General features: G+C 62.1%; 5 protein-coding genes, 1 tRNA gene and 1 pseudogene. All 7 read left to right on the forward strand.

The window, feature by feature from the left end; all coding sequences use genetic code 11:
• The first annotated feature begins 15 nt into the window (after positions 1–15).
• The 7 genes and pseudogenes from QF629_03925 to QF629_03955 all read left to right on the forward strand — a co-directional run bounded on the left by QF629_03925 (position 16) and on the right by QF629_03955 (position 6,244).
• A complete protein-coding gene (locus QF629_03925; protein MDP6012685.1) occupies positions 16–1,056 on the forward strand; it encodes a rod shape-determining protein in 1,041 nt (346 codons plus the stop codon).
• A 111-nt stretch (positions 1,057–1,167) separates the two neighbouring features.
• A complete protein-coding gene (mreC, locus tag QF629_03930) occupies positions 1,168–2,031 on the forward strand; it encodes a rod shape-determining protein MreC (GenBank protein ID MDP6012686.1) in 864 nt (287 codons plus the stop codon).
• On the forward strand, positions 2,028–2,564 hold the full coding sequence (mreD, locus tag QF629_03935) for a rod shape-determining protein MreD (GenBank protein MDP6012687.1): 537 nt from the start codon (positions 2,028–2,030) through the stop codon (positions 2,562–2,564). The genes mreC and mreD overlap by 4 nt, the downstream gene beginning before the upstream one ends.
• Positions 2,561–4,447: a penicillin-binding protein 2 gene (mrdA, locus tag QF629_03940; GenBank protein ID MDP6012688.1), complete on the forward strand. Its 1,887-nt coding sequence runs from the start codon at positions 2,561–2,563 to the stop codon at positions 4,445–4,447. Before mreD ends, mrdA begins: the two co-directional genes overlap by 4 nt.
• Positions 4,448–4,452: 5 nt before the next feature.
• The gene (gene rodA / locus QF629_03945; protein MDP6012689.1) at positions 4,453–5,613 is read left to right on the forward strand and encodes a rod shape-determining protein RodA; all 1,161 of its coding nucleotides are present in this window, start codon (positions 4,453–4,455) and stop codon (positions 5,611–5,613) included.
• Positions 5,614–5,680: 67 nt separating this feature from the next.
• Positions 5,681–5,756, forward strand: a tRNA-Lys gene (locus QF629_03950).
• Between the two features lie 269 nt (positions 5,757–6,025).
• Positions 6,026–6,244 (forward strand): annotated as a pseudogene (locus QF629_03955) (tyrosine-type recombinase/integrase).
• Positions 6,245–6,774: the final 530 nt, after the last annotated feature.

The raw sequence follows: 6,774 nt of genomic DNA on the forward strand, positions 1-6,774 counted from the left end.
AGAGCAAATAGGACCATGTTGTCGCGCGTGATGGGCATGATGTCCAACGATATGGCAATCGACCTGGGAACCGCCAATACGCTGGTCTACGTCGCCGGCCGCGGCATCGTCCTCAACGAGCCCTCGGTGGTCGCCATCCTCGACCAGAAGGGCAAGAAGCAGGTGCTTGCCGTAGGCCAGGAGGCGAAACAGATGCTCGGGCGCACACCCGGCAATATCGAAGCGATCCGGCCATTGCGCGACGGCGTCATCGCCGACTTCGAAGTCGCCGAGGAGATGATCAAGCACTTCATAAACAAAGTGCACAACCGGCGCAGCTTCGCGCATCCGCAGATCATTGTCTGCGTGCCGTCCGGCTCAACGGCGGTGGAACAGCGTGCTATCCAGGAATCCGCGGAGAGCGCCGGCGCCCGGCGTGTATTTCTCATCGAAGAGCCGATGGCCGCAGCGATCGGCGCCGGCCTTCCGGTGACCGAGGCTAAAGGCTCGATGGTGGTCGACGTCGGCGGCGGCACGACGGAGGTTGCCGTGCTTTCGCTCGGCGGCATTGTATACGCCAAGTCTGTAAGAGTCGGCGGTGACAAGATGGACGAGGCGATCATCGCTTACATTCGGCGCAATCACAATCTGCTCATCGGCGAGTCGTCGGCGGAAGCGATCAAAATGGGCATCGGCAGCGCCATGGCACCTGAAGACGGCAACGGCCAAGTGATGGAGATCAGGGGCCGCGACCTGATGAACGGCGTGCCCAAGGAGATCGTCATCAGCGAGCGCCAGATCGCCGAAAGCCTAGCAGAGCCAGTCGGCGCGATCATAGAAACCGTCAAGATCGCGCTCGAGAATACACCACCCGAGCTTGCGGCCGACATCGTCGACAAGGGCATTATGCTAACTGGCGGCGGCGGCCTGCTGACCAATGTCGATCACGTGCTACGCCATGCCACGGGCCTGCCCATCTCCATCGCCGAGGAAGCGCTCACTTGCGTGGCGCTTGGTACCGGGCGGGCGCTGGAGGAGATGGGGACCCTTAAGCACGTACTACACAACGCCTATTAGCGCATAAAACCTTGGCTTTCTACGGGTAAAAAATCTATAAATAGCGTGGAAATCATCAGCGGACCGTAGGGGTCGAGCGGGGTCATGGCGAGGCGGACAAGGGGAAGCCTCATGCGCGTGGCGGTGCCGGTCAAGGCGCTGGCGCATCGTTTTGGTCTTTTCCTGCTACTGCTTTCCGCTATGGCATTGATGATCGTCAGCAGGGTCGATCCGGATACCGCAGTCGACTTGCGCAACGGTGTCATCGATACCACAGAACCTATCCTCGATGCCCTGTCTCGCCCGGTGGAATCCGGCAATCGCATCGTGGCCGAGATCGACAGCATGCTGGCACTGCGCGAGAAGAACGCGGAGTTGCGCCTCGCCATCGACCGCCTCAAGCGCTGGGAACTCGTCGCACGACGCATGGAGGCCGAGAACGCGGCCTTGCGAGGCCTACTCAATCTGCGTGTCAAATCCAAACCTAGCTTCGTCACGGCACGCGTGATCGGCGATTCCGGCAGTGCCTATGTGCGCACCTTACTGGCCAATGTCGGCGCCGTCGACGGCATCGTGCAGGGCCAAGCGGCGATCACGGGCGAAGGCATGGTCGGACGGGTAGTCGAAGTGGGTCGTCGCGCCTCTCGCGTCCTGCTCGTGACAGATCTCAATTCGCGCATTCCCGTGGTCATCGAGTCGACCCGCCAGCGCGCCATTCTCACTGGTGACAATACCGACACCGCCCACCTCGCCTTCCTGCCACGCGACGCCCAGATCACGGTGGGTGCTCGTGTCATCACCTCAGGCCATGGTGGCGTGCTGATGCCTGGCCTGCCGGTGGGCGTGGTCTCGTCGATTACCGACGGTGTTGTGCGCGTGCAGCCGCTCGCCGATCTTGGACGCATCGAATATGTGCGCCTGGTGGCCTGGGAGGGCCCGCGTTTCGAGGTACTGCCCGAGCCGGCTATAACCAACGAGGCGGAGGGCGCGCCGTGAGGACTGCGCCCGACCTTTGGCACCACATCGAATCCGGCCTGCGCGCGTCCTTGCCAGTGACACTGGCGCTTTTGTTAACGCTGGTATGCACCCTACCTGTCGGCCCGCCGGGGCTCGGCCAGATCATGCCTGCCTTGCCGATGATCTGCGTCTTCTATTGGACGGTTTATCGCAGGGACCTGATGCCGCTGGTGGCGACTTTTGTCATTGGCATCGCGCATGATTCTTTGAGCGGTGCCCCGCTCGGCGGCAGCGCCATCGTTCTGCTCACTCTACAAGGCCTTGCCGCAAGACACCGGCGCTTCTTTCACGACAAGAACATCGCCGTGGTCTGGGCCAGCTTCGTCGCGCTCGTGGCGGTAGTCCAGAGCTTAGGCTGGCTGATCGCCTCATTCTATCACTTGCAAGCCCTGCCGCTGATGCCAGCAATCTTCCAGGCGCTTCTAACCATGGCCCTTTACCCGGTGATTACACTCCCCTTCGGCGTCATCCTACGCGAATTGCTGCAACCCCTGCCGGTAGTGCCGAGATGAAGCGTCAGAACGCCAATAGTCGCCGCCGTTTCAACCGCCGCGTGGCCGTGCTCGGCACCGGCAAGTTGGCACTGATGGCGCTGCTCGGCAGCAGGCTCTATTACTTGCAAGTGGTCGAGGCGCCAAGGTACCGGGTACTGGCGGACGAGAACCGGATCAATCTGAACCTGCTGGCGCCGCCGCGCGGGCGCATCCTCGACCGCTTCGGTATCGAGTTGGCGCGGAACAGACAGAACTACCGACTCGTCATAGTCCCCGAGCAGGCGCGCGAGACCGTAGCTGTCCTCGACTCGCTCACCAATTTTATCCCCCTCAAGGCCGGCGAACGTCAACGCATCCTGAGCGAAATTGCCCGCAGGCGGCCCTTCGTTCCTATCACCGTGCGCGAGCATCTGTCGTGGTGGGAGGTGGCCGAGATCGAGGTCAATGCCCCGTATCTGCCGGGCATCTCGATCGACGAGGGACGCCTGAGGCAATACCCTCAGGCCGCCTCTTTGGCCCATGTGCTGGGTTATGTGGCAGCCGTCGCGTCCGAGGAGCTGACTGGTGATCCCCTGCTCGAATTACCCAACTTCCGGATTGGTAAGAACGGCGTCGAGAAATTCCACGACCTCAGCCTGCGCGGTCGCGCCGGCAGCCAACAGGTGGAGGTCAATGCCCATGGCCGTATTATCCGCGAGCTTAGCCGCAGCGAGGGCAACCCCGGTGCCGACGTCCAGCTCACCCTCGACCAAGGCTTACAGACCTTTGCCACCGACCGTCTGGCCGCCGAAAGCGCCGCCGCCGTGGTCCTCGACGTGGCCGACGGCGCCGTGCTGACCCTGGCCTCGACACCATCGTTCGACCCCAACCTATTCAACCAAGGTCTAACCCATCAGCAATGGCGCGAGCTAGTCGACAATCCCCGCGCACCGTTGATCAACAAGACCATCAGCGGGCAATATCCGCCTGGCTCCACGTTCAAGCTAGCGGTGGCGGTGGCGGCGCTAGAATCGGGCGTTCTCGGCGCCGGGTATAACGTTTATTGCCCAGGTCATATGGAGCTCGGCAATCGCCGTTTCCACTGCTGGAAGCGCGGCGGCCATGGCCGTCTTGGTATGGTCGAGGCGCTAGCCCAGAGCTGCGACGTCTACTTCTACGACATCGCGCTGAAGGTCGGCATCAAGCGCATCGCCGAGACCGCGCACAAGCTTGGGTTAGGCAACCGCCTCAGCATAGACCTGCCGAGCGAAGCCGACGGCCTGATCCCAACCCCAGCCTGGAAGCTCGCAAATTGGGGCAACAAGTGGCAACAGGGCGAAACACTCAATACGGGTATCGGCCAGGGTTTTGTGCTGACAACACCGTTGCAGCTCGCCGTCATGTGCGCCCGTATTGCAAACGGTGGGCTAGCTATTGCGCCGCGGTTAACCCAGGCAGTTCGCAAGAGCGATGGTGATGACCTGACGCCACCGCCGTCGCCGCCACCAAAACTCGATATCCCGGCTAGAGCCCTGGCAATAGTGCGCGAAGGCATGAGTTCAGTGGTTAACCACAGGCGCGGCACGGCCTATGCAGCCCGCATCGAGAACGAGGCCTGGGCCATGGCCGGGAAGACCGGTACCAGCCAAGTTCGCCGCATCAGCAAGGCCGAGCGCGACGCCGGTATCACGCGCAACGAGGACCGGCCCTGGAAGCACCGCGACCACGCACTCTTTGTCGGCTTCGCGCCGCTGCACGCTCCGCGCTATGCCTGCGCCGTAGTGGTCGAGCATGGCGGCGGTGGCTCGACGGTAGCGGCTCCTATGGTGCGCGACATCCTCGCCGAAGCGCAGCGCCGTGATTCCGCACGTGAGCCCTTGACACCGCCGGCGGTAGCCGCTGCGGACGACCGGAAGGCCTAGGGTCAATGGCTTTGGCCGGTGACGGCGGAGGCGGTGGTTTGAAGACGCCCCAGACCTCGCTGGCAAGTCGCCTGCTGGGCCTTAACTGGGCGCTCGTCCTGCTGGTCACCATGCTGGCGGCGATCGGCTTCGCCATGCTCGTCTCCGCTGCAAATGGCAGTTTCGAGCCCTGGGCCTGGCGCCAAGCCGTGCGCTTCGCGGTCGGGCTTTGCGTAGCCATCGTGGTGGCACTGATCGATCTGCGCTTCTGGCTGCGCTGGGCCTATCTGTTCTATGGTGGCGCACTGCTGCTGTTGCTGGCGGTTGAGATCATAGGCACCACCGGCATGGGTGCCCAGCGCTGGATCGATTTTGAACTTTTCAACCTGCAGCCCTCCGAAGTGATGAAGGTGGCGCTAGTGCTAGCGCTGGCGCGTTATTTCCACAGCCGTAGGCCGGAGGAGATGCGCCGGCCCATGGTACTCGCGATGCCGCTTGCGCTAATCGGCCTACCGGCCGGCCTGGTGCTCCAGCAGCCTGATCTCGGTACAGCGATTATGCTGCTGCTCGCCGCCGGCACGCTGTTGGTATTGGCAGGGGTGCACTGGTGGATGCTGGGGGCGCTAGTGGCGCTCACCGCCGCCGCTGCGCCGATCGCCTGGCAGTTTCTGCACGACTATCAGCGCCGCCGTCTGCTCATCTTTCTCGATCCTGAGAACGATCCGCTAGGAGCCGGCTATCATATCCTGCAGTCGAAGATCGCACTCGGCTCGGGCGGGCTGTTCGGCAAGGGCTATCTCGCCGGCACGCAAAGCCATCTCAGCTTCCTGCCCGAGCGCCACACCGATTTCATCTTCACCATGCTGGCCGAGGAGACCGGCCTGGTGGGTGGTGCCGTGCTACTGCTGCTCTACGGTATAGTCTTTGTCTATGGCGTGGCCATCGCACTCGGCTCGCAGAACCAGTTCGGTCGCCTCCTTGCCTACGGCATGACAACGACAATGTTCCTCTATGTTTTCATCAACGTCGCCATGGTCACAGGATTGGTGCCCGTGGTCGGCGTTCCTTTGCCACTGATCTCTTTTGGTGGCACCGCAACCGTGACCGTGATGGTAGCCATCGGCCTCATACTCTGCGTGCACGCTAACCGCGATCTCGCCATCGGCCGTCACGGCGAAGAGGGTTGACACTCCCAAGGCGCCGTCCCCTATCGACACCCCTGTGGACATTTGCTATAGGGGCGCTCCCGCGTGTGGGCGCATAGCTCAGTTGGTAGAGCAGCTGACTCTTAATCAGCGGGTCCGGGGTTCGAGTCCCCGTGCGCCCTCCATAAAATCAATGGGTTAGCGAGAAACAGCTAGAAATTTCTATCATTAATAAGGCTATAATAAGGTTATTCTGCCAAAACCTACCATTCAGTCGCGGTTGGCCCACAAAGCCGGGGTGAGGTCAATCTCCGCCACCCCCAACCTTCACCACATACCAAGCTCCGGAGCCGTCGCCTTTTCAATAGGTTTTCGACTCCCGCAAACGCTACATTCGCCCCGTTGTGTCAAAACTGCATAGATGCTTGGCTCAATATACGGGGATTCGGGCGCCGGGATCCGCGATCTCCACTTTCACGATCTTCGCCACGAAGCGATCTCGCGCCTGTTCGAGGTCGGTCTCAACGTGCCCGAGGTGGCCCTTATCAGCGGACACAAGACGCCCGCGCAACTCTTCCGCTACACCCAGATGCAGGTGCGCACGGTGCAACAGAAACTGGCCGCCCGGAAAACTGAGAAACCCTCTCAGCCCCTTCGTTTTGTGCAATCGTGAAGAAGCTCGGGCCAATGCCGCCAGCAGACCACCTCAATAATAAGGTTCCGAGACCCCGCTAGCTATGTGGCGCGAGAAACCGGACGGGCAGCCTCTGCCAAACCACCCGCTGCAGGAAAGGACGCAGTACGGGACGCATGGCGGCTCACGCACCACGCACCACGGCCCATTGCCCAGGGGCCCGGGCGGTAGTTTCAGTAGCCGGTTGCGGCAGCACCGTGAGCGGCGCGCTGTGACCGCCTGGGGCGGTTCCTCAGGCAGGGGCTTGGGCCGGGTTTCGCTCAACCGGCTTGTGCGCCAAGCGTCTCGGCTCGGCTATCACGGCACGCGGAGTGTGGGAATAGGCTTCCGCCGCGCCTGCCTGAGTTAAGGAGCCCGCGCTTAGTGTTGGTAAGTGACCAGCACGCTATCATCGGCGGCGGGAGTGAGGCTTACCTGATCCAGAGAGCCGTCGGGCGGTGCCAAGATCCCAAAATAAGGTTCCGAGACCCCGCTAGCTATGTGGCGCGGGAAACCGGACGGGCGGTCTC

The organism is Alphaproteobacteria bacterium, from assembly GCA_030739735.1.
GTDB lineage: Bacteria > Pseudomonadota > Alphaproteobacteria > UBA7887 > UBA7887 > UBA7887.

What these genes read in the sequence shown, in the direction of transcription:
- rodA (MDP6012689.1), top strand. Translation starts at nt 4,453, where the DNA reads ATGGCTTTGGCCGGTGACGGCGGAGGCGGTGGTTTGAAGACGCCCCAG.
- mreC (MDP6012686.1), top strand. Translation starts at nt 1,168, where the DNA reads ATGCGCGTGGCGGTGCCGGTCAAGGCGCTGGCGCATCGTTTTGGTCTT.
- mrdA (MDP6012688.1), top strand. Translation starts at nt 2,561, where the DNA reads ATGAAGCGTCAGAACGCCAATAGTCGCCGCCGTTTCAACCGCCGCGTG.
- QF629_03925 (MDP6012685.1), top strand. Translation starts at nt 16, where the DNA reads ATGTTGTCGCGCGTGATGGGCATGATGTCCAACGATATGGCAATCGAC.